This window comes from Rummeliibacillus suwonensis (assembly GCF_007896435.1).
In the GTDB taxonomy this organism is placed as follows: Bacteria; Bacillota; Bacilli; order Bacillales_A; family Planococcaceae; genus Rummeliibacillus; species Rummeliibacillus suwonensis.
Genome location: NZ_VCBL01000001.1, coordinates 542,330 through 560,979, shown reverse-complemented (window position 1 = coordinate 560,979; position 18,650 = coordinate 542,330). Strand labels below are relative to the sequence as shown.

General features: G+C 35.0%; 18 protein-coding genes. 5 read left to right on the top strand and 13 right to left on the bottom strand.

Annotated features, from left to right (window positions below; all coding sequences use genetic code 11):
- Nucleotides 1-21: 21 nt before the first annotated feature.
- The gene (locus FEU33_RS02610) at nt 22-1,317 is read right to left on the bottom strand and encodes an MFS transporter (RefSeq protein ID WP_146547890.1); all 1,296 of its coding nucleotides are present in this window, start codon (nt 1,315-1,317) and stop codon (nt 22-24) included.
- A 126-nt stretch (nt 1,318-1,443) separates the two neighbouring features.
- Here FEU33_RS02610 and FEU33_RS02605 point away from each other — a divergent pair, with 126 nt between their 5' ends.
- Nucleotides 1,444-2,685, top strand: a complete 1,242-nt coding sequence (locus FEU33_RS02605) for a helix-turn-helix domain-containing protein (protein WP_146547889.1) — start codon at nt 1,444-1,446, stop codon at nt 2,683-2,685.
- Between the two features lie 241 nt (nt 2,686-2,926).
- Nucleotides 2,927-4,402 carry a cardiolipin synthase gene (gene cls, locus FEU33_RS02600; protein ID WP_376752477.1) on the top strand — a complete coding sequence of 492 codons (1,476 nt, stop codon included), beginning with the start codon at nt 2,927-2,929 and terminating at the stop codon, nt 4,400-4,402.
- 363 nt (nt 4,403-4,765) lie between these two features.
- Here the strand turns inward: cls and FEU33_RS02595 are convergent, their stop codons facing one another.
- The 4 genes from FEU33_RS02595 to FEU33_RS02580 all read right to left on the bottom strand — a co-directional run bounded on the left by FEU33_RS02595 (nt 4,766) and on the right by FEU33_RS02580 (nt 7,877).
- Nucleotides 4,766-5,521: a M15 family metallopeptidase gene (locus FEU33_RS02595; protein WP_244950964.1), complete on the bottom strand. Its 756-nt coding sequence runs from the start codon at nt 5,519-5,521 to the stop codon at nt 4,766-4,768.
- A gap of 102 nt (nt 5,522-5,623) precedes the next feature.
- Entirely contained in the window at nt 5,624-5,869 is a 246-nt protein-coding gene (locus FEU33_RS02590) for a hypothetical protein (RefSeq protein ID WP_146547888.1), read from the bottom strand.
- A gap of 71 nt (nt 5,870-5,940) precedes the next feature.
- Nucleotides 5,941-6,792: a membrane protein insertase YidC gene (gene yidC / locus FEU33_RS02585; RefSeq protein WP_243881348.1), complete on the bottom strand. Its 852-nt coding sequence runs from the start codon at nt 6,790-6,792 to the stop codon at nt 5,941-5,943.
- 296 nt (nt 6,793-7,088) lie between these two features.
- The gene (locus tag FEU33_RS02580) at nt 7,089-7,877 is read right to left on the bottom strand and encodes a helix-turn-helix transcriptional regulator (RefSeq protein ID WP_146547887.1); all 789 of its coding nucleotides are present in this window, start codon (nt 7,875-7,877) and stop codon (nt 7,089-7,091) included.
- A gap of 392 nt (nt 7,878-8,269) precedes the next feature.
- Here FEU33_RS02580 and FEU33_RS02575 point away from each other — a divergent pair, with 392 nt between their 5' ends.
- Both FEU33_RS02575 and FEU33_RS02570 read left to right on the top strand, forming a co-directional pair.
- The gene (locus FEU33_RS02575; protein WP_146547886.1) at nt 8,270-8,920 is read left to right on the top strand and encodes a LytTR family DNA-binding domain-containing protein; all 651 of its coding nucleotides are present in this window, start codon (nt 8,270-8,272) and stop codon (nt 8,918-8,920) included.
- 312 nt (nt 8,921-9,232) lie between these two features.
- Nucleotides 9,233-10,744 carry a succinyl-CoA:acetate CoA-transferase ScpC gene (locus FEU33_RS02570; protein ID WP_280524823.1) on the top strand — a complete coding sequence of 504 codons (1,512 nt, stop codon included), beginning with the start codon at nt 9,233-9,235 and terminating at the stop codon, nt 10,742-10,744.
- A 350-nt stretch (nt 10,745-11,094) separates the two neighbouring features.
- On the opposite strand, the gene FEU33_RS02565 is transcribed toward FEU33_RS02570, so the two are convergent.
- Both FEU33_RS02565 and FEU33_RS02560 read right to left on the bottom strand, forming a co-directional pair.
- Complete coding sequence (locus FEU33_RS02565) at nt 11,095-11,430, bottom strand: hypothetical protein (RefSeq protein ID WP_146547884.1); 336 nt, start codon at nt 11,428-11,430, stop codon at nt 11,095-11,097.
- Nucleotides 11,431-11,514: 84 nt separating this feature from the next.
- Nucleotides 11,515-11,970, bottom strand: coding sequence for a GNAT family N-acetyltransferase (locus FEU33_RS02560; protein WP_146547883.1), 456 nt, complete (start codon nt 11,968-11,970; stop codon nt 11,515-11,517).
- 208 nt (nt 11,971-12,178) lie between these two features.
- On the opposite strand from FEU33_RS02560, the gene FEU33_RS02555 reads away from it, so the two are divergent.
- Complete coding sequence (locus tag FEU33_RS02555) at nt 12,179-12,781, top strand: TetR/AcrR family transcriptional regulator (protein WP_146547882.1); 603 nt, start codon at nt 12,179-12,181, stop codon at nt 12,779-12,781.
- A 201-nt stretch (nt 12,782-12,982) separates the two neighbouring features.
- Here FEU33_RS02555 and FEU33_RS02550 read toward each other — a convergent pair whose 3' ends face one another.
- The 6 genes from FEU33_RS02550 to FEU33_RS02525 all read right to left on the bottom strand — a co-directional run bounded on the left by FEU33_RS02550 (nt 12,983) and on the right by FEU33_RS02525 (nt 18,265).
- Nucleotides 12,983-13,468 carry a DUF4064 domain-containing protein gene (locus tag FEU33_RS02550; protein WP_186731293.1) on the bottom strand — a complete coding sequence of 162 codons (486 nt, stop codon included), beginning with the start codon at nt 13,466-13,468 and terminating at the stop codon, nt 12,983-12,985.
- Between the two features lie 478 nt (nt 13,469-13,946).
- Complete coding sequence (locus FEU33_RS02545; protein WP_146547880.1) at nt 13,947-14,228, bottom strand: GNAT family N-acetyltransferase; 282 nt, start codon at nt 14,226-14,228, stop codon at nt 13,947-13,949.
- Between the two features lie 170 nt (nt 14,229-14,398).
- A complete protein-coding gene (locus FEU33_RS02540; RefSeq protein ID WP_146547879.1) occupies nt 14,399-15,334 on the bottom strand; it encodes a DUF1002 domain-containing protein in 936 nt (311 codons plus the stop codon).
- A gap of 165 nt (nt 15,335-15,499) precedes the next feature.
- On the bottom strand, nt 15,500-16,357 hold the full coding sequence (locus FEU33_RS02535) for a CvfB family protein (RefSeq protein WP_146547878.1): 858 nt from the start codon (nt 16,355-16,357) through the stop codon (nt 15,500-15,502).
- A 27-nt stretch (nt 16,358-16,384) separates the two neighbouring features.
- Nucleotides 16,385-16,807, bottom strand: coding sequence for a transcriptional regulator MntR (gene mntR, locus FEU33_RS02530; RefSeq protein WP_146547877.1), 423 nt, complete (start codon nt 16,805-16,807; stop codon nt 16,385-16,387).
- A gap of 348 nt (nt 16,808-17,155) precedes the next feature.
- Nucleotides 17,156-18,265, bottom strand: coding sequence for a GNAT family N-acetyltransferase (locus FEU33_RS02525; RefSeq protein WP_146547876.1), 1,110 nt, complete (start codon nt 18,263-18,265; stop codon nt 17,156-17,158).
- Nucleotides 18,266-18,650 lie beyond the last annotated feature (385 nt).

The following is an 18,650-nucleotide window of genomic DNA, read 5'->3' as shown; positions in this document are numbered from 1 at the left end:
GTTCAGCATCTTTTGTTTGTTCTATAAATGCTGGACTTTTTCTTTTATATGAGATTTAGAGGAAGTCAATTGTGGATATATTTGTTGAATAACTGATGAACGCATCATATAAGAAGTAATCACGATCAGTATCATACTTGATCCTAATAAAACCCATTGTGGATCTACACGATCAAACAACAAACCAAAGACCATTGTTCCAAGAGGCATCATGGCCATTGAAACCGCCTCTAAAATGCCAAATATTCTACCTCTATACGATTCTTCGACTTCTGTTTGAATCATTACTCCAACTGGTGTATTGATAAACACAGCAAATGCCGAAAAGCTAAAGAATAGCGTGATAAAAAACAGAAAATTCATCATATAAGTAAACTCTACCCATAGTGGTATGGTTGCCAACCCCAATGCAGTGGCCATCCATAGGATATATCGCTTTGATTGCAATAATGGATATGTTGAAGGTTTTCTAGTTGACAGAAAAACAGATGCCACTAACATCCCTATAGCGCCCGCTGATTCAATGATACCAACATGCCGTGATTTGATCTTTAATACTTCCACTAGGATAAATATCCCCCCTACATTCATGGCTGTGAAGAATAGATTGATCCAAAAAGCTACCCATAGTATGGTTGCTACAGCCTTTTTTGTTTGGGCATATTGAAAACCATCTTTTAAACTTTGCCATATCCTCACCTCATCTTTGGCTTCGTTCTTCACTTCACTATACAGATGAAAGTTCATCGTTGCTTCTAATAGTAGTGCAATCAAATAAGCTACCATATGAACAATTAGAAAACCTTCTATGGAGACAAATCCGTACATCATTCCCCCAATAGCTGGGCCACCAATTGCTGCAATTGACATAGCCATTTGATTAAAAGACATTGCTTTTTGGATTCGTGTTCGGTCTACTAAGCATGCAATCGATGATGTAAACGTTACACTATTAAACGTAGATGTAATGGAATAAAGTGCTGTGACAATATAAATAGAGGTAACAGTAATTCCTGATAAATAGCCATATACTAATAAGCCTGCCATTAACACCACTGTACATCCCTGTGATAGTAATATAATCATTTTCTTTGAATAACGATCCGCCATTAAACCTACAATCGATGCCAAGAGGACTCTCGGTAATATTGAACAAACCATATTCATCGCAAAGCTCGTCGCAGAACCCGTCATTTTCAAAATATAGAGACTGATACCGAATGCTAACACATTAGCCCCTAAAGTAGAAATGATTTTACTGATTGTAAAAGTCCATAATTGATATGTCGCTTTTTTCACCTTTAAGGATTCTTCCACTACTTTTCCTCCTTTTGTTTAATCTTGTTAAAAAGTTTAATTTTATTAAACAAACAATATCATACTTTCTACTTCCTTCACAAGAGAAAGTTTAATATAATTAAACAAAAGAAGTGAGGTGTACCTATGGAGACTCTTGGTAGCAGAATCCGTACATTACGCAAACAAAAAAAACTAACCTTAGAAGCACTTGCTGATCATCATATTACAAAGGGCATGCTTAGCCTTATTGAAAATGATAAGGCTAATCCCTCGATGGAGACTTTATATTATATAGCCGATCGATTACAAGTTGACATCAGTTCTTTACTAGCTGAAGTCAGTATTATAGAATTGCGTGAACTATTAAAAAAAGTTGAAGACATTTATAATGCGAATACACACTTTGAAGATGGTCCCTTTCTTGAAATGGTTCATTTAATTAGGCCATATATAGAAAAGCTTCCTACATGTTATGAATCTGGAAGACTCTTATTTTACTATGTTAGAGTTCAATCTAGGCTAAAATTGGATGACTGGGAACAAAACTTAGAGCGTGGTCTAGCTATGTTTAAAGAGATGAACATGATGAATGAATGGGTAAAAATGAAGATCCTCCATTTTTGGACTTATTTTACCAATCATCATTATGAACAGGCATTACAAGTTGGTTTGGCCACTGAGACTGAGATAAAAAATAAAAATTATAGGGTGGATACCATTACTATTCTGGATCTACTCTACGATATTGCCGTCACTTATTTGGGCATAAACGATTTAGAAAATGGCAGGGATTATTTACAAAAGGGATTGGAATTGTCAAAGAAAAATCGACTATTCTATAAAATAGATGATATTTATCGAGTGGCTTGTTACCAAGCAATCATGGATGGTGATGATACCGCACGGACTTATTATTTCAATAAGTTAGAACAATATGCCATTTTTGCTGAAGACAAACTGTCCTATTCTTATCTGTTCCTTATCCAGATACATTACTATAATTCTTTTGCACACGACTATGAAAAGGCGTCTGAATTACTTGAACGTTATCATCGTATCAAAGTTGAAGATTTCACAAATACCTTTTTTTATATTGTTGAAAAGGGCAAAAATTTATATTATTTATCTCATATTGATGAAGCATTACAAGAATTAGAAAAAATCAAAGAAATTCCTCACTATCTACAGCATCCTTACGATTTATCAATGCTTGCAGAAAGCTACTCTTATAGAGCTTTATGCTATGACAAAATAGGGAAGCTCTCTCGCGCACTAGAGGAAGCAAAGAAAGGCGTTGAATTCGTTGCTCCATTTATTGATACTCCTTATAAAAGATTTATCAATCAAACATATGATATGCTTTGCCAAAAGGCAAATTCGTTATAATCTTTCCCCCTGTTTCTTCTACTTCTAGAAACGGGGGATATGCTTCTCTATGTTTAAACACCTACAATCCTTAGTTTTTAGCGTGTTTCATTTTTCTATCTTCCTTTTTGACAGTTACTTCTGCTAATACTGCACATTTCAAATCACTCTTACAATTATTTTAAAATTCTATTAGTGTATAATGTTGTTTGTAATTGCTTCTTAATAATTGTTGGATAAGTTATACTTAAGAGAAAAGATTATGGAAGAAGGTGATAAAATGGATACAGCCAGTTTAACATCTTTAATCGTTTCCACTATTTTGGTTTTAAACATATTTCTTGCAGCTATTATTATTTTCCTAGAAAGAAAAGAACCTAGCTCCACATGGGCCTGGATTCTTGTCCTATTCTTTTTACCTGTTGTAGGATTCATACTCTATTTATTATTAGGTAGGCAACTACGCAAAAAGCACTTATTTCGCTGGGAAGGCCGCAAAAAAATCGGTATCGATAAACTAATTGATTATCAAATGGAAGCCATTCGTGATGGTTCTTTTGAATATCGGCTAGATGATGCAGCTCATTACGAAGACATCATTTACATGCATTTAACGACAAATCATGCGGTACTAACACAAGATAATGCTGTTACAATTTTTAGTGATGGGAAAGAAAAGTTTAAAAAACTATTAAAGGATATTGAAGCCGCTAAACACCATATTCATATTCAATACTACATCTTTAGACTGGATAACTTAGGAACACGCATTTATCAATTGCTCCTAAAAAAAGCAAAACAGGGGGTAAAAGTTCGACTTTTATATGATGAAATGGGTTCTAGAGGCGTACATAAAAAACACTTCAAAGAACTAATAGAAGCTGGTGGAGAAGTTGAAGTTTTCTTTCCTTCCATACTTCCTCTTTTTAACCCACGGATGAATTACCGAAATCACCGAAAACTTGTCATTATCGATGGCCGTATCGGTTATATTGGTGGTTTTAATGTGGGTGATGAGTATCTTGGCTTGAAAAAAAGATTCGGCTATTGGCGAGATACACATTTGCGCATTGAAGGTAGCTCGGTTCATCCTATGCAGACAAGATTTTTATTAGATTGGAATCAAGCCTCTGATACAAAAGATATTCAGTACTCTGACAACTACTTTCCAACGATCTCTCGCAAAGGGGAAGTTGGTATTCAAATCGTATCTAGTGGACCCGATTCTGAATGGGAACAGATTAAAAATGGTTATCTAAAATTAATAGGCATGGCTAAAAAGTATATCTATATCCAAACTCCATATTTTATCCCAGATGATAGTTTTATGGATGCTGTGCGCATTGCTTGCTTATCAGGGATCGATGTTCGTATTATGATCCCAAATAAGCCTGACCATATGTTTGTATATTGGGCAACCTATTCCTATGTTGGGCAATTAATCAAGGCAGGAGCTAAAATTTATATTTACGAAAATGGATTCTTGCATACAAAAATGATTGTTATTGACGATGAGGCCTCTACAGTTGGTACAGCTAATATCGATTTTAGAAGCTTTAAGCTTAATTTTGAAGTAAATGCATTTATCTATCATCGTGATACGTCTCATCAGCTAGCAGAATTATTTGAGCAAGATATGCTACTTTCAACTGAACTTACACCTGAATTATACAATAGCCGGTCACGTATTATTAAAATGAAAGAATCCATTTCTCGTTTGTTAGCGCCCATCTTATAATAGAGCATTTAGAAGCTTTTGCCCGTCATACGAACGTAGAAAGGACTTCGGTGTTCCGCCAGCCATCCCTTGCCATCAGCTGACACCTTAAAACCTGCTCAAGGGCATTGAAACGAGTACGTGAGGTATTTCTAAGTTCTCCGCAACTTTTTATAACACAAAATTGTGGAGCCTATGTAAGGCCTTTCAGCATAGCGGTGAAGCCGTCAGTATTAATTGATCCATAAAAAAAGCATATAGTACAATTCATTCCTTGTACTATATGCTTCTTATTTTATCCCGCATTAACGAGCAGAAGACGTATTCCAGTATAAGACAGGAGAATCACTTTCTGTAAAGAAAAACTCATTGAGAAGTTTCACTTTATCTGATCCCTAAATACTCTTCAAGTGTTTCATGCTTATTGTAAATCTCAGTGGCAATTTTTTTGCCCACATAACGAAAATGCCATGATTCATACATATAACCTGTCACGTCCTCTTTCCCCTTTGGATAACGCATGATAAAGCCATATTTATGTGCATTTTTGGCAATCCACTTGCCTGCTTCTGTTTCGGCAAATTTATTATCAGCATATGCCTCTGTATTCCCTACTTCTCCTATATCGAACGCTAGGCCTGTTTGATGCTCAGAATAACCTGGTCTTGCGCTATAAGTATCGGCTGCTTTTTTTCCATCGCGTTCCACATAGGCATCATATAGTTCTACTTGTCTATCATATGAACGATAGGTACTGAAGGCATCGAATTTAAATCCATCTAATGCTGCCGCCGCATTTAACTCTGCAAAAGCTGCACGGGCATCTGCATTTTCACCTGGTGCAAAATCAGTTGGTAACGGATACTGTTTGCTTGCTACCAAGACACCTTGAATATATGTTGCTTTTTTCGGTAGCTTTTGTCCTATAATATAGCCTCCTGCATCCACCTCTTGCTCTTTTTTAGTAGTGGCAGCAGTCGTTTCCTTTTTTTCTGATGTATTATGTGTAGCAGTCGTTTGCTCAGCTTTAGTTGCCGAATTTTCCTTTTCTGAGTCATTGCACCCTGCAAGTAAACTCCCTGAAATAGCCATGATAAACGCTAAAACTACTGGAAATTGATAATGCTTCCCTTTACCCACTATTGAACCACCTCTATTTAACTTTTAAACTCATCATAAATATTTTACTTTACTATACAAAAAATCATGATCAAACAACAAGATACATTCATACTTTTTTCATTAAAAAAAGATAGTAAAAAGGATAGCTAATGTTGCGATTCCAAAAAATATGGCCATTCCTTTCATCCATTTTGCTTCTTTTACATAGCCTTGTTTCGCCATATCTTTTGCACGAAATGTATTAGTAATAGTAAACATTAATGTAATGAACAAAACAGCAAGATTGAAATTTTGCTTGAATACAAAAAACACCGCAAGTAAACTCGTGATCGCCACAAGTGTACCTGATACTAATCTTACATTCATGATAGCCCTCCTCATATTACCCTTTTTCATACAAAAATCGGAGCGATCGATTCACCCCGATTTAGTTTACCTTATTTTTTTGTTTTTTTCTTTGCAGACCTTGCAGCTTGTTTCTCTGCTGGTGTTAATCTTCTTTTTTCCTCAGATGCTTTTGCAACTTCTTTCGTCGCTTTTTCAGGATGTTCTGAATAGAATTTACGTCCTAAATATGTTTGGAAGATCAAGATAGCACCACTGACTGACCAATAAAGTGGTAATGCTGCCATACTAGAAAATGAGATGAACATGATCATAATTGGTGAAATATACATCATCATCTTCATTTGAGACTTTTGTTGTTCTGGAATTGTCCACAATGATACTTGTGCTTGTACAAAGTATACTGCACCAGCAATAAGTGTCATGATGATATCAGGTTTACCTAGTTCATACCATAAGAATGGATGGGATTGCACTTCACTAGAATACAATATAGCGTAGTATAAGCCCATGATAATTGGCATTTGGATAATAACGGGAAGACAGCCCATGTTCATAGGATTAACGTTATACTTTTTGTATAATCCCATCATTTCTTGCTGTAGTGCCATTTGCTCTTCTTTTGTTTTTGCCGCTTTTAATTTCTTTTGGATTTCGTCCATCTCTGGCTTCAATTTATCCATTTTTTCTTTCATGCCTTGTTGATTTTTATAGTTTTTCAGCATGAATGGCATTAATATTAAGCGGATAATAACAGTGATAAGGATGATCGCTGCACCATAACTACCGTTAAATACATTATTGCCGAATAAATCTAGCAAGATTTCCATTGGTTTTACGAAAGTATTATAAAAAAAGCCTTCTTGGTTCTTAACTGAATCACAACCAGCTAGCACAAATGGTGCTAAACCAAGCATTGAGATTAGCCAAAGTTTCTTCTTCAATATTTTCACCTACAATTTCTCAAGCTATAGTGAAGTATACATTATATAGTGGATACTAATCAAATCAAAGTCATACAAGGGAACATAATATATATAATTCTTTCTATTTTAGCTCTTTTTTCAGGATATTGTTGGTTTTAGTAACTTATAAGAAGCGAAAGGCGGTAACTGCTCCTGCGTTCAAAACAAACGAATCAAAACCCGCGCAGGGAAACCTTAGATTCATTATGGAAAAGCACCCGCCTGTAGCAAATCGGAAGATGTCTATCAACAGTATTTATTATTAAACAGGACCTTTATTTTAAAAGCTTTTCAGGTAGTTGGAAGCGGAAATACTCTCGATCTGGTTTATCTCTAAAATGTTTTGGTGTAACACCAACATATTTTTTAAAAATACGAGTATAATAGCTTTGATTGCAAAAATGGAATTGTTCTGAAATATTAGAGATGCTTTTGTTTGTATGCCGTAAATAATATTGAGACTCTTCCACTCTTCGTACATTCAAATATTCTACTAATGTTATTCCTACATGCTCTTTAAATATACGTGATAGATGACTTGTACTGATTTTAAAGTATGCAGCTATATCTTCTACTGATAAATCTGTTTCAATCTCATCATCAATGTACATAATTACTTTATTGACAGTTTGATGCTTATAAGATGGTTGCTTTCTTTCGGATATAACATAAATATAAAATTCGATTAAGTCATCTGCAAATTGCAAAAATTCTGCATCATTCATGTGTTCGTCGATCATTTCCACACAAGCAACATTAAAAGCAAACGCTTTCCTAGATGGCGCCTGATTATCAATTAGCTTTCTCGTAACTACTGAAGATAGAATAACAAAATAATATCGAACTGCTCTAAAAAAATGCTTGCCAAAACGTACTGATAACATATCAATTAATTGTCGCAATGATTCTTTTGCAGCTATCGCTTCTAATTGATAGATTTCACGTAACAATTGAGCTTCAATGTCGAAGAAATTTTCTATTTCTTCGTGTTGGTTCATCGTCTCAATTTCCTTAAAATACTTTTTAGAAATAGATTCTGAAATGGAATATTCGTATTGTAGCATAGACTCCCCATCTTTCTATAAATTACACATTTTTCTATTACATTATTTTTACTATATAACGAAAATGGTAATATGAAAATAGTTTTATTAACCAAGTATGAAGAAATTTTACTCATTTTTCTCATAGGAAATTATACTTATTAAACAAGCAATTGGCAAATTTCTTTTACAAAGACTATAAATATAAGAGATAAATCCTTATAGAACCTTAACAAAATATTTATCTTTATTTTTATCGTCCATCAAATTATAGTATTTATATAGGCAAGTTTATGTGTCATGAGTGTATGAACTCATACACTTATTAGCTATACTTAAATTTATAATTGATCTATAGTAGTATGAATGCGAAAAAAATTTTTAAGAATGGAAAGAAACGAGGTAGAAATTTAATGGATCCACGATCTATCGAGGAATTGATACAGATTATTAAGGAGTTCTTCCCTGATAATACGTCAATCGTTATTTCAGATACAAAAAAATATTTGTATTATCAACCGAGTAAAAAAATTGATTTGAAGATAAAACCCGGTGACGAAATACCTGAAGGCTCTGCGACTCAAAAGGCACTTGACTATGGTCAAAAAGTAAATTCATTTATTGAACCTGAAATATTCGGTGTCCCTTATTATGGAATGAGTATTCCATTAATGGACGAAGGGGAAACGAAGGGTGCTATTACTGCAGTATTCCCTCAAAAGCCTTCTCCTTTCTTAACTAACTACATTACCATTAAAATTGACGACTGTTGGTATCCCGTTAAGCATGATGAAGTGATTTATCTAGAAACTCAACTTCGTAAAACATTTGTCAAAACCATGCAAAAAGAAGGCTACCATCGTTTAAATTTAAGTGATCTTGAATTATTCTTATCACCTGATACATTTATTCGATGTCATCGCTCATATATTGTGAATATTAATTTTATTGAAGAAATTCAGCCCGACTCACATTCAACATTCTTATTAATCATGAAGAATGGTACGCGTATACCAGTTAGCCAACGTTATGCAAGCTATTTCCGTCGTTCTTTAGGGTTCTAAAAAATTTCCATGCCATGTATAATCTAAAAAAGTTGTCAAAGACTATTCTCTGGCAACTCTTTTTTTCGTCAATTTTCTACTTTATTCGATTTTTAATCCCTTTCATGAAACTGTAAGCAAATTGTGACAATTTGGTGATATTATAAAATTAATTATATCAATTACACTTCGGCATAATTGCGTCCGGATTTTTTTGAGCTTGCTCAAAAAGTTTTTCTTTCAAATCCGTGATAGTCGCCCGATTACCTAATGTTCGAAACAGAAGATTTTTATAAATCAGAGATGGAATTTTTTGTTAAAGGAGAGATTTTCGTGACAGTAACAGTAGAAGAAAGACTTCGTTATCCACAACTTGCTGATAAGATCATGACAGCCGCTGAAGCAGCTTCATTTATCAAAGACGGTATGACTTTAGGATTAAGTGGCTTTACACGTGCAGGTGATGCAAAAGCTGTACCGCATGCTTTAGTAGAACGCGCTAAAACTGAGAATTTTAAAGTAGATGTATATACGGGTGCATCACTTGGTTCTGACACAGATGCGTTAATGTCTGATGCAGGTATTGTTCGAAAACGCTTACCATTCCAAGTAGACCGTACGATGCGAAGCCACATCAATAAAGGTGATTTGTACTTCGTTGATCAACATCTATCAGTAACTGCTGAATATTTACGACAAGGTTCTATAAAAGGTGTTGACGTTGCAATAGTTGAAGCTACTGCTATTACAGAAGATGGATTATTGATTCCAACGACTTCAGTAGGTAACTCACCTATTTTCATTCAAGATGCAGACAAAGTGATTATTGAATTGAACCTTGCTTCATATCCTGAACTTGAAGGAATCCATGATATTTATATCCCAGAGCCTCAAGGAGAACGTCAACCTATTCCTATTATTCATTCGGCAGATCGCATCGGTCAAAAAGGTATCCCATTGGATATGGATAAAGTGATTGCTGTTGTCGTTACCGATCTAGAGGATTCTCCATCATTAATCGTTCCTCCTGACGAAGAAACACAACAAATGGCAAACTATCTTTTAGATTTCTTCCGCGATGAAGTCAAAGCAGGTCGTTTGACAAATAAGCTTGCACCACTTCAATCAGGAATTGGTTCAGTAGCAAATGCTGTATTAGCGGGTATGGTTGATTCTGAATTTGAAGACCTTGAAGTATTCTCTGAAGTTCTACAAGATGCAGTATTTGATTTAATCGATGCTGGCAAAGTGAAAACGGCTTCTTGCTGCTCCATTACATTATCTAAAGAAAAAATGGAATCTGTTTTCCACCATTTAGATAAATATGCAGATAAATTGGTATTACGTCCGCAAGAAATCTCAAATAACCCTGAAGTGATTCGTCGTATGGGATTGATTTGCATGAATACAGCCCTTGAATTCGATATTTACGGTAACGTCAACTCAACTCATGTACTAGGTACTAAAATGATGAATGGTATCGGTGGTTCTGGTGACTTTGCTCGTGCTGGCCGCATTTCCATTTTCGTTACAAAATCTACTGCTAAAGATGGCAAAATTTCATCGATCGTTCCATTTGTATCGCATGTAGATCATTCAGAACACGATGTAGACGTAGTTGTAACTGAACAAGGTATTGCTGATTTACGTGGCTTAGCGCCTCGTGAACGTGCGGAATTGATTATTGAAAACTGTGCGCACCCTAAATATAAATCTGCTCTTCGTGCCTACTTTGAAGAAGCAAAAACACATGGTGGACAAACTCCTCACATCTTAGAAAAAGCATTCTCATTCCATACAAACTTTGCTAAATATGGTACAATGCTTTCTCCTGAAGAAAACTAAAATGTGAGTTTTGAGTAAGCCTTTTTGTTTTGGAAAGCTGAATCCTACTTTCAAAGCAAAAAGGAATATTTCTACCACAAATAACATAGAAAATTAAAAAACGCAGATGTTTTTTTAATAAACATCTGCGTTTTTTTAATTTTGCATTTTTGATCACGATGATAGAGTAAGTGAGTACACAGTGGTAGTTTACTTTCCCACACTATGTATTAGTTGAATCAATCGTTGATCCCTCACACCTATCCTCTGTCTTTATCTGCGTCTTAAAATTAGGCCTTACTTTGCACCCTTTAATGCGGGATAAAACTCTAGCAAAAGAAATTCTACTCTATTGTAGAACTCGCTATGACCTATGATTGAGGTGGCTTTACACCGTTCAAGTGTTCATGTTGTTCTTCATTTTCATATTGAATCGCCGTTCCAGAACCTTCATAGATCATTTTAGTATCATCATCGTCATATGTTTTATGTTCGTTCGTATGTCCCTCAGCGGTTGTTGTATTAATAGCATCGTCAGCTACCTTAACAGATGGATCAGATAGTTTGTCTATAAAGCCATTTAGTTTGTCCTTAGTACTATTAAATGCTTCTACTGCTTTATCACGATTTTCCTTTTTACGAAAATACGCATATGCACCTGCTGCAAGTCCAGCGATCAATAAAGATTTACCTTTTGCCATTTTCATCATTTCCTCCCATTTATCATTCTAAATTAACTATACCCTATTTTTTAGAAAATACACGTTTTCCTGTGATTTTATAATAATTTGTCACGATTTATCACTTTTACATACCATATCAATATGTGGTAAACACTCAAATTCATATGGTTCCGACACAGCTTCAAAACCAAATTTACCATAAAAGTTTTGTAGATAAGCTTGTGCTTGGATAAATAAGTCGTGCTCTGGCCATTCTCTTTTTGTTACTGCTATAATCCTTTTTAATAATTGTTGTGCCAATCCTGTGCCTCGAGCTTCTGGTCGTACTATTACACGACCAAATGATGCCATATTCTCATATTTTTCATTTGGAGGAACTGCTCTAGCATATGCAATGATTTTACCATCTTCCTCGTAAGTTATATGAAGACTATTTTGATCATGATCATCTAGATCTTCATAATAAGCTTCTTGTTCAACCACAAATACATTAATTCTTAATTGGATAATTTTATACAGCTCTTCTGTTGTAAGTTCTTCAAATCGTTGTTCTTTCCATGCCAATTAAATCACCCCCATAGCACTATTATTTCACAAACAGCGTTTCTTTTCGAATATAGGAGTTCAATTTTTTCAAGCATCCTGCCCAAAATTAAAAGGAAGGTTTACTGCTTGTTCATACATATCAAACGCCCCTAGAGCTATGGTTTATGATGTTTTTTTGCTATCATAATAAGGCGTAATGTAAAAGATGGAAGTGTGGTAATGTTTGATGACAGAAAGACATCAGTCAGTAAAAAAAACAAAGGGCGCTTTAACAAAAGAAAAAATTATTAAAACCGCTCGTCAATTATTTTATAGAAAAGGCTATGATACCACGACTACAGCAATTATTGCCAAAAAAGTGGGTGTATCTGAAGCAACCTTATACAAATACTTCAAAAATAAAATGGCATTATTATTAGCAACGGTCAAACCACAACGATTAACTTTTATGGAAATGGCCTATTATCAAAGTTTAACCCATCAAGAGCTATTACATGTATGGATTGAAGAGCTAATAGACAATGTCTTTTATAACCGTCCGCAATATTCCATTATATTCAACGAATCGACAAAGCATCCAGAGTTATCTGAACAGTATATTGCCAATTTATATAGTATGACAAATGCTGATCGAGAGCTTGTCCATCGGATGGATGAAGGAAAATTGCCTAAAATCGATTTGATCCTCTTTCAAGTTGGTATTATTGGATCTTTGCTCGCCATGATTACACATATGCAAATTTATAATCCTGATTTAAGTTTAAACGCGGTTCCTCCAAATATTCGTCAAACACTTATTGATCTAGTAGAAGGGAAACTCTTCAAGTAAATTTTTAAAAGTGTCCCCGGCTAAACTCATCCATAAGTAAAGTTTCACCCAGTGAGAGTTTTCTGGACCTCCCACTGGGTGAAGTTGAACCAATCAAGTATTCATTAACAGGCAGTTGTTCCACACTTATCCTCTGTTCTTTACTTCGCATTGAAATAGTGGACTTACTAGGACAAAGTTCAGATTTTACTTAAAAACGTTTTATAGAGCCGAAGCATTCTGATTTGAGATATCATCGAATACTTCTTTTGGTTTTCGAACAAAACAAATAATGGCTGCAATGTAATAAATAATAGATGTTAAAGATAGAATCCCTGCAAGTACACCTGCTATTAGGAACATACTCCCCGCAAAGTTTGCTTTTTTATCTTTTACCTTTACGACTTTTACTGTAGCCACCACACCTACTATCAGGCTGATAATAAAGGATGCAATGATCAACCAACCAAATACTCCTAAGAAATTGATGATTGTTCCCATACCGTCCGTAAAGGTTTGTATATCTATATCTTGAAGCTGAGGATCGTTTGATTGCTGGGATTTGAATTCTTTTAAAATTTCATCCTGGAACTGTTCATTATTTTTTACTTCCGATACCCCTCTTATCATAACACCTATAAATGCGATACCAATGACATTAAAAAATGTGCCGATAATTCCTAATACTATTTCTGCCGTCCTTTTCACTATATCACCTCTATATTATTTGTTATAAATTACTATACGTTCATACTTTTAAAAAGTTTCAAAATTTTGTAGGTGAATCAATTTCACAATGTAAAATTCAGATAAAAAACACGAACATTTTAAATCAACATGAACATTAATATTCAGAAATTTTTGTTCCGCTCCAGACGGCGCTTTCCACGGGCTTGGCTTCAATCTCCTCGTCACTACGTTCCTGCGGGGCTTTCAGCTCAAGCTTTTCCCGTAGGAGTCGCCGTCTTCCGCTCCACAACTATCAAAATTAGTTATTCTTAAATGTTCGTATTTTTTAAGAAGAAAATGATTTATGAAATTGATTCAGGTATACAAAAAAAGAGACGATAATTTATCATCAGACAGTTGCTTAGAGAAAGTTAGGATAGCGTTCAAACATGAAAAACTCCTTATTATGAACTCTCCTCTATATAGATCATCTCATTTATCAATTTCAAATAGAACTCTACACTTTTACGTCATCGTATTCATGTGACGTTTCAAACATTTTCACAACATATGAGCAAACCGCTTCGATTTTGTATTCATTTTCTCGAGCATATTCTACTGCTCGATCTAGTAATTGTTTTGCAATGCCTTGACCACGCAATGAATAATCCACAAATGTATGATTGATCACCATAATATCACCCAATTGCGTCCATATGATTTCAGCTAGTACTCGACGATCTTCTACATACTCAAAAGCAAATTCTTCATGACCTCTATTACTCAATTGAAATTCCATATATTCACACCCCCATATTTTAGAATATAGTTTAACATATCATAACCGTGTTAGGATAGCAGAGTGAATCTCTTAAGCTCTGGTTTTCCCATCTAAAGCTAAAAATACCCCAAAAGATATTCAATAACACCTTTTAGGGCACTCCGCTCTTTCACAAAAAACTTTTTGATTTAGCTAAATATACTACTGATTCCATCCATGATTTTTTGGAAGAAGTTTTTCACACTTGCCCAAAAACCTGAATCACTTTTAATATCGTCGTTGATTTTGTTCAACTGGTCTTTAATGTTACCACTTAAATCATCTAATTGTGTTGACCATTTACTGAAATCAATATCAAGCTTACTGATTTTATCCATTAAATCGATCAATAATTGTCGGTCTTGATCACTTAAATTGATTTCTAATTTTTTCAGTTGTTCATCAACAATTTTTTCAACATCTTCTTTTGTAGCTGGCTTTTGTTCAGCAATTTGCTTTTTAATATCGGTTAATAGTTGACTTACTTTTTCTTCATCGATACCTGAATTTTGAGCGAGGTCAGTCGCAACTGATAATTCTTGATTGGCTACATCTGTACGATCTTTATCTAGTTTTTTACCTGTTGTCACTTCATAAGCTTTGTATATTCCTGCAAGTGCAGAGTGACCTGTTACTTTTTTAGGTGCAGCAACTTCAACTGTTGCATCCTCAATCCCTGCTGTTAGCATCGCATTGGTATACATATCTGAAGTAACTTCCGTAATATTGTCAGGAGTTACGATACTGATGACAAGGCCTGAACCTGCATCTTTTGGTGTAATTTTAGCAGATGAGTAAAGGCGTGCACTTGAGTTTCCATTTTCAATATATTTAGCAATGTCCGCACCCGTGATTGTAATTTCTTCTACATCAGAATTACTTGTTACACCTAAGCTTTTTTTAACGGTTTCTTTTTCACTTGCAGAAAGACTTCCACCATAAACAACGATTGGAACACCTAGCTTTTCATTAACAACATCATCTGACGATTGGGATGAATTAGTACTTGCATAGCTTGTTGTTGGTGCAACAATTGCAGTTGTCAAACACATAGCTGCTACCACAGCAAAGATTTGCTTTTTCATTATGAAATTCCTCCTTAAAAACCTTCATACATATTCGGGTAATCCGTTTACGTCGTTTTGTAACAAATAATATAGAATATGCTTTAAGCATCTTCAATAATAATACGCTAAAAAGAGCAAAAAGTTTCTGAAAGTGGATAAACTTTCTCTTTTTGCTCTTGTTTTTTATTTCATAAGTGTCCAACCATCTTCTTGAATAATGCGATCTGCTTTCATCAGTGTGCCGAGAGCACGTTTAAAAGCCCCTTTGCTCATATGGAACATTTCTTTGATCTCCTCTGGTGAAGATTTATCTCCAAACGGCATTTTGCCTCCAACTTCTTTAAGATATTTAAAGATTTGTTCCGCATCATCAGAAAGACGCTCGTATACGCGCGGAAGCATAGAGGCATTAATCGTACCATCCTCTTTTACTTCGATGACACGTACATTGACATCCGAACCTAGGCGCGGTTCGGATGGACGTTCAGATTCATGAACGAAAATGCGATAGGGAGTGTCAACACCAAGCAAAAAGGTTCCTACTGGTAACAATCGATAGGGACGAGCCAAAATGTCCTTATTGAACAATTCGGGTTCTGCGTCCTCATACGTTTCAAGCACGTGTTCTTCTGTTATCAAACGGCCAAATAGTTTACCTTCTCGATCTGTTCGCAAGGTGATATATAGGTGATCTCCCGGTTCAGGCCACAGTGATTTCAACTTGGGCAAGTCTTCAGATAGTACTAATACTTCTCTGGAAGTACCAATATCCACATAAACTCCTTCGCGATCGTTGACATGTAATACACGCGCCCACCCATACTCTCCTTTATAGATATGCGGCAGCGCTGTTGTTGCAGCTAGATTCCCTCTACGATCCGTATATAAAAACACGGTTATTTTTTGATTGACGTTTAATGATTCTGTTACCTCAGAAGCATTTAATGGGATATCTACATCATCATTTGTTAAAATATATTTTGATTCTTGCTTTTCTTTCACGACTAATTTTACAACTTCACCTGATTGTAACTCTGCCATATTATTAACTCCTTTCATATGACATCATTATTTGCCTGGATGAACATCTTTTAACGCTTCCAGTTTATGAATAAATTTAGGATTCTCTTCTAATACCTGTATAAGATCTGCTATACATTCAATAGAATTCCAGCTTAAATGATGCTCAATTCCTTCCACATCATCATAAATTCGTTCTTCATCTACACCAATAAGTCTTAAAAACTGCTCCAATAAGCTATGTCTCTCTACTAGTCGTTTCCCTAGCTTTAAGCCTTTGGGCGTTAAAGTAAGACCCCGATAGCGTTCATATACTAAATAACCATCTTTATCGAGTTTTTGAACCATTTTGGTAACTGAGGAAGGCAGAACTGACAATGCTTCTGCGATGTCCGATACACGTGCATAACCTTTCTGGTCAATTAGTAAATAAATTTGTTCGATGTGATCTTCCATACTCGGTGTCGGCATCTCAATTCCCTCTCTTTCGATTTCCTTCTCTTTAGTTTACTACATGAAACTGTAAAACGTAACCTATAGCATAAAAGCGTTATATTTAATTCACAGTTTTCATAATAGTATGATGGATCGTTATCCATTTCATTATAGCTGAGCATTTTAAACGAACAACTTTGTGCATATCTTTTATTCACCATATGCATACTTTTGTAATCGCTTCTCGTGGAAAAACACTATTCTTTTCTTACATTACTTGTCACAGAAAAATGCCACTGTACACGCTTATTCCGTAAAATTTCCTTTACTTTGCACAACATCACTCTGAATAAATCTAATGTTCATCAATTGCCGACATTGCTATTATTTGATCTTTGCATAAATACATGTATCACGAAATGTTTTTCCATCAGCTGACCGACGATCCTGTTTTAATATTCCCTCTAGTTCAAATCGTGCTCTGCTTGCGACAGCTCGGCTTCTTATATTATCGCTATCACAACGAATTTCCAGACGCTTTGCGCTCAGTTCTTCAAATGCAAATTGAGAAATCCTTTGCACGGCCTCTGTCATATAACCTTTTCCTTCATATCTCGCATCTAACCAATAACCAATTTCAAACTTAGGAATCGTCCAATCAATATTATGTAAGCCCGAAGAACCGATAAATTCCCCACTGTCTTTTAAAAATACATGCAAGCGTAAATCTTTTCTTGCGATAAAATCACCGATCGCTTGGCGAAGATTTTCCTTTGTTTCTTCTTTCTTCGGTAAAGTCTGCGCCCAATGCATAAATGGTTTTAAATTTTTGGCAGAATGTACGATAGCTTCCCAAACAGCATCTACATCTTCCATAAAAGGCATTCGTATAATTAGTCTCTCTGATTCAAAACTGCTTGGGAAATCCCAATTTTCTTTATAATCGAAATGGTCGATTTTTACTTCATCATCCCAGCTAACAGGTGTGGTTTTCCCTTCCAAATAATCCTGACGCGTAATACCATACGTAACTGCATCATAATAAGCATCTTCTTTTGGTACATACCATGCTTGACGAAGATGAGCCTCTTTGACAAAACCAGCGTTTTCAAATGTCTTTCTCATAGCAATATTATCTTGTCTAGTATGACCTTCTAAACGTATTTTATTGTTTGGCAATGAAAAAACATATTCACTAATCAATTTTAATGCTTTGGTCCCATAGCCTAATCCTCTCCACTTCTCGGCTATGCGTAAATCAAACAATGGTATATCATCTTGCAAATCATATATTTTTACCATTCCTACTTGTACATCAGCATCATCGACTAACCAAAATGTTTTGGCTTCATCTGATTCGTAGCCACCTTCATCAATTGTTTTTTCAACAATATCTCTCGCAGGATGTGAATTAACATGATATGGCCATATATTGGTCGTTATAAACTCTATCAACTGTTCTTGTTCTTCCATTGTCCATTCGATTAGTTTCATATTATTCGCCTCCGATTGCATGAACTTTTGTATGTTATTTTTACTCGACTAACAATATCTTAATCTTACCTATACCTAGATAGGATTCTACAATCTTTATCATACCGGAATAATCAATAGTTATGTTAATCATTTTATCTATATTTTTCTATTAAACTAATTGGATAACAGCGTTTAATCGATCAAGGATGAATATTTCGCATTTGAGAATCATTTACTATTTTTATGTATTTGAATCGATTCCATAAATCATTTTCTTCTTGAAAAATGCGAACGTTTAATAATAACTAATTTTAATATTGTGAAGTCATTCAACTAGCTGATTTTCGCTACGGCTTGCTCACTTCTGCGGGACTTTGAATTTATTTTCTGCATGAGCAATGCA

What these genes read in the sequence shown, in the direction of transcription:
- FEU33_RS02555 (WP_146547882.1), top strand. Translation starts at nt 12,179, where the DNA reads ATGACAGAAAGACATCAGTCAGTAAAAAAAACAAAGGGCGCTTTAACA.
- FEU33_RS02540 (WP_146547879.1), bottom strand. Translation starts at nt 15,334, where the DNA reads ATGAAAAAGCAAATCTTTGCTGTGGTAGCAGCTATGTGTTTGACAACT.
- FEU33_RS02545 (WP_146547880.1), bottom strand. Translation starts at nt 14,228, where the DNA reads ATGGAATTTCAATTGAGTAATAGAGGTCATGAAGAATTTGCTTTTGAG.
- FEU33_RS02605 (WP_146547889.1), top strand. Translation starts at nt 1,444, where the DNA reads ATGGAGACTCTTGGTAGCAGAATCCGTACATTACGCAAACAAAAAAAA.
- FEU33_RS02590 (WP_146547888.1), bottom strand. Translation starts at nt 5,869, where the DNA reads ATGAATGTAAGATTAGTATCAGGTACACTTGTGGCGATCACGAGTTTA.
- FEU33_RS02565 (WP_146547884.1), bottom strand. Translation starts at nt 11,430, where the DNA reads ATGAAAATGGCAAAAGGTAAATCTTTATTGATCGCTGGACTTGCAGCA.
- FEU33_RS02525 (WP_146547876.1), bottom strand. Translation starts at nt 18,265, where the DNA reads ATGAAACTAATCGAATGGACAATGGAAGAACAAGAACAGTTGATAGAG.
- FEU33_RS02580 (WP_146547887.1), bottom strand. Translation starts at nt 7,877, where the DNA reads ATGCTACAATACGAATATTCCATTTCAGAATCTATTTCTAAAAAGTAT.
- mntR (WP_146547877.1), bottom strand. Translation starts at nt 16,807, where the DNA reads ATGCCGACACCGAGTATGGAAGATCACATCGAACAAATTTATTTACTA.
- FEU33_RS02535 (WP_146547878.1), bottom strand. Translation starts at nt 16,357, where the DNA reads ATGGCAGAGTTACAATCAGGTGAAGTTGTAAAATTAGTCGTGAAAGAA.
- cls (WP_376752477.1), top strand. Translation starts at nt 2,927, where the DNA reads ATGGAAGAAGGTGATAAAATGGATACAGCCAGTTTAACATCTTTAATC.
- FEU33_RS02575 (WP_146547886.1), top strand. Translation starts at nt 8,270, where the DNA reads ATGGATCCACGATCTATCGAGGAATTGATACAGATTATTAAGGAGTTC.